Below are 3,755 nucleotides of genomic sequence, written 5' to 3'. Positions count from 1 at the left end.
GGTCGGAGGTCGGGGGTCGGACGCCGGAGGTCGCCCCTGGGCTACCCGTCATACCTGAGAGCTACGGCGCAAGTGAGTTCCCTGGTGTGATGCCGACTACCAGGCCTGATCCATAACTTCCTTTCCAGAGACGCGCATCGCGTACGACGCGTCTCGCACGAAGGGGAGGAACTCCACTTCATCGTCGTATGGATCGCCTTCGGCACGGTCGTCGGCAACATCGGCCAGCTGGTGCAGCGCTACGGCCTCGGCCATGAGATCGGCTTCTCGCTCGCGCTCGCGCAGGGCGTCGCGGTCGTGCTCGCCCTGTGGCGGCCGGTCCCCGCCTGGTGGCTCTCCCTGGCGGCGTCCGCCGTCACCGCGCTCTGCACGACGGGGCGCGTCGAGGACGCGCCGTGGCCATGGGGCCCGGCGAATCTCATCTCGCACACCACGATCCTGCTGCTGCTCGCGGAGACGGCGGGGGGCAGGTCCGATCAGACCTCGACCAGCAACTCGCTGAGTCCTCGGATCACAAAACTCGGCTTCCGATCCGGCTCCGCGGCGAGGCGCATCCTCGGGGCCAGCCGAAGCAACGCGCTGAGGGAAGCGCCCAGTTCCGCCCGCGCCAGCGCAGCGCCGATGCAGTAGTGGATCCCGGCGCTGAAGGAGATGTGGGGATTCTCGGCGCGGGTCAGGCCCAGCTCGGTGGGGTCGGTGAAGACCGCCGGGTCGTGGTTGGCCGAGCCGAAGAGGAGGGCGACCTCGCTGCCGCGTGGGATGACCGTGCCGTCCACCTCGATGTCGTCGAGGACCCAGCGTTCGAAGAGCTGGAGCGGGGTGTCGTAGCGCATCAGCTCCTCTACGGCGGTGGGGATGATCCGGGCGGGGTCGCGCCGGAGCGCGGCCAGTTGCTCCGGGTGGCGGAACAGCGCGTGCCAGCCGTTGACGGTGGCGTTGACCGTCGCTTCGTGGCCCGCGTTCAGGAGCAGCACGCAGGTGGAGATCATCTCCTGCTCGCTGAGCGAATCCCCCTCGTCGTGCGCGGCGATGAGCCCCGAGATCAGGTCGTCGCCCGGCTTCTCGCGGCGCGCGGCGATGAGTTCCCGCAGATACGCCGAGAAGTCGAGGGAGGCGCGCACCGCGCGCCCGGCGGTCTCCTCGGAGGGGTTCAGTTCGTACATCCCGCAGATGTCGGCGGACCAGGGCCGCAGCTGGTCCCGGTCGCTCTCCGGGATGCCCAGCATCTGCGCGATGACGGCTACGGGCAGGGGTTCGGCGACTCGGGCGGCGAGGTCGCCGCCGCCGTCCGCCACCAAGTCCCGCACCAGTCGGTCCGCCAACTCCTCGACGTACGGCTTGAGTTGCTCGACCGTGCGGGGCGTGAACGCCTTCGACGCCAGGCGGCGGATGCGGGTGTGGGTCGGCGCCTCCAGGTCGAGCATGCCGTTGTCGTTCAGGACGTGGAACGGCTCGTGCGCGGCCGGCGGCGCCTGCCGCCCGAACTCCTCGTGCGTGAACCGGTGCAGATAGGTGCGCCCGAGCCGCCGGTCGCGCAGCAGCGCCGACACGTCGGCGTGGTGCGGGATCAGCCACTGGTCGGTGGGCTCGAAGTAGTGCACGCGGCCGGTTGCCCGCAGCCGTGCGTAGGCGGGGTAGGGGTCGGCGATGAACTCCGGTGCCCAGGGGGCGAAGAGGGCGGCATCCATAGCGGGAAGGTAGTCGGGTCAGCCCGGCGTGACCAGCCTTGCCTCGTACGCGAAGACCGCCGCCTGGGTGCGGTCGCGCAGGCCCAGTTTCACCAGGATGCGGCTCACATGCGTCTTGATCGTGGACTCGGCCACCACCAGACGCGAGGCGATCTCCGAGTTCGACAGGCCCTGGGCGATGAGGACGAGGACCTCCGTCTCGCGTTCGGTGAGTTCGCCGTACTGCTGGGCCTGGACCGCCGCCGAGAGGCGTGGGGTGTCGCCGAGCCGGGAGAACTCGGTGATCAGGCGGCGGGTCACGGTCGGGGCCAGGAGGGCCTCGCCCGCGGCCACCACCTTTACGCCGTCGGCCAGTTGGCGTGCCGACGCGTCCTTGAGGAGGAAGCCGGACGCGCCCGCGCGCAGCGCCTCGTACACGTACTCGTCCAGGTCGAAGGTGGTCAGGACCAGGACCTTGGAGTCGCCTTCCGACGCGACGATCTCGCGGGTCGCCTCGATGCCGTTGAGCACCGGCATGCGGATGTCCATCAGGACGACGTCGGGGGCGAGTTCGCGGACGCGGTCGATCGCCTCGCGGCCGTTGACGGCCTCGCCGACGACCTCGATGTCCGGCATCGCGTTCAGGAGTACGGAGAAGCCCTCGCGGACCATCATCTGGTCGTCGGCGATCAGTACGCGGATGTTCGTCATGCCTGGCCTCCGGACGGCTCGGACGCGGAGGCCACCGGCAGGAACACGGTGACCTCGTAGCCGCCGTCCTCGGTCTCCTCCGCCGTCATCTCGCCGTTCAGCATCGTGACGCGCTCGCGCATGCCGGTGATGCCGTGGCCCGCTCCGGGGGAGGGCTTGACCAGGCCGGTCGCCGGGCCGTTGACGATGCGCAGGCCCAGGCCGCCGAGGACGTAGCCGACCTCGACGCGGGCCGTGGCGCCGGGTGCGTGCCGCAGGGTGTTGCTGAGGGCTTCCTGCACGATGCGGTACGCCGACAGCTCGACGCCCTGCGGGAGTTCGCGGACCGCGCCGGTGACGACCTTCTCGACGGTCAGACCCGTCTCGCCGACGTTCGCGATGAGCCGGTCGAGGTCGGCGAGGGTGGGCTGCGGGGCGTCCGGCGCCTCGTAGTCCTCCGCGCGTACGACACCGAGGACGCGGCGCAGCTCCGTCAGCGCGGCCACGGCGTTCTCGCGGATCGTGACGAACGCCTGCTCCAGCTCGGGCGGCGGGTTCTCCACGCGGTAGGGCGCGGCCTCCGCCTGGATGGCGACCACCGACATGTGGTGCGCGACGACGTCGTGCAGCTCGCGCGCGATCGTCGTCCGCTCCTCAAGGAGCGTGCGCCGGTCGCGCTCCATCGCGGTGACCGTGCGCTGGACGCTGACCTCGTGCTGGGCCTCGCGGCGGATGTGCACGAGGGACGCGGCGAGGAGGGCGAGCGCGGAGAAGAAGAGCATCTGGGGGGTGTCGGTGCCGTAGTAGCCGTTGCCGAGGAAGACCTCGGCGAAGACGCCGTACAGAGCCGTGGCCGCCCACATCCACGCGGCGGTGCGCGGGCGGGTCCGCAGGGTGACCACCGTCATGACGGTGAGGTGGGCGAGGAACGCGCTCGGCGTCCACGGCCAGCCGTCCCACTGGCCGCCGAGTGCGCCGGTGAAGGGGGTGCTCGCGATGGAGATCCACCAGGCGCCGATGGGCCTGAGCAGCGTCATGAGGATGGCTGCCGCCGGCACGAACCCGGTGATCACGTACTCGAGGCCGCCTCCGCCGTCCACCGCGTACGCGAGGACGATCGCGAAGAAGGCGAGCACGCCGACCGCCACGTGGGGGGTCCAGCCCGCGTAGCCGCGTATGCGGGCCGGGAGGCGGCGGGTCACCGCACCGTCGGTGCGCATCGCTTGCAGCGGGCGATAGGCGAAGGCGTCCCGGAAGAGATCCGCCCGAAGCCCGGCGAGGGCCCCCATGGCCAGCCGGAACTCCGGGCTGCGGTCACGCTGGCCCTGGCGGGCGGCGGTCTTGGCTGCGTCAGTCACGCTTACGAAGGTACGGGTGCGGGGAGGGTGGGTCGTCCCC

The 3,755-nt window shown here is 70.9% G+C and carries 4 protein-coding genes; all 4 read right to left on the bottom strand.

Annotated elements, in window-relative coordinates:
• Positions 1–96: 96 nt before the first annotated feature.
• On the bottom strand, positions 97–255 hold the full coding sequence (locus E2651_RS44465; RefSeq protein ID WP_167829070.1) for a hypothetical protein: 159 nt from the start codon (positions 253–255) through the stop codon (positions 97–99).
• Between the two features lie 221 nt (positions 256–476).
• Entirely contained in the window at positions 477–1,688 is a 1,212-nt protein-coding gene (locus E2651_RS41980; RefSeq protein ID WP_135336523.1) for a cytochrome P450, read from the bottom strand.
• A gap of 18 nt (positions 1,689–1,706) precedes the next feature.
• Complete coding sequence (locus E2651_RS41975; RefSeq protein WP_135336522.1) at positions 1,707–2,378, bottom strand: response regulator transcription factor; 672 nt, start codon at positions 2,376–2,378, stop codon at positions 1,707–1,709.
• Complete coding sequence (locus tag E2651_RS41970) at positions 2,375–3,646, bottom strand: histidine kinase (RefSeq protein WP_135336524.1); 1,272 nt, start codon at positions 3,644–3,646, stop codon at positions 2,375–2,377. Before E2651_RS41970 ends, E2651_RS41975 begins: the two co-directional genes overlap by 4 nt.
• Between the last annotated feature and the right edge of the window lie 109 nt (positions 3,647–3,755).

The organism is Streptomyces sp. MZ04 (assembly GCF_004684775.1).
GTDB lineage: Bacteria > Actinomycetota > Actinomycetes > Streptomycetales > Streptomycetaceae > Streptomyces.
The sequence above is the reverse complement of the archived record's forward strand: the minus strand, read 5'-3'. Positions and strand labels throughout refer to the sequence as shown.

Bases quoted from the DNA above. Each gene is read 5' to 3' on its own strand.
- E2651_RS44465 (WP_167829070.1), bottom strand. From the start codon at position 255: ATGGCCGAGGCCGTAGCGCTGCACCAGCTGGCCGATGTTGCCGACGAC.
- E2651_RS41970 (WP_135336524.1), bottom strand. From the start codon at position 3,646: ATGGGGGCCCTCGCCGGGCTTCGGGCGGATCTCTTCCGGGACGCCTTC.
- E2651_RS41980 (WP_135336523.1), bottom strand. From the start codon at position 1,688: ATGGATGCCGCCCTCTTCGCCCCCTGGGCACCGGAGTTCATCGCCGAC.
- E2651_RS41975 (WP_135336522.1), bottom strand. From the start codon at position 2,378: ATGACGAACATCCGCGTACTGATCGCCGACGACCAGATGATGGTCCGC.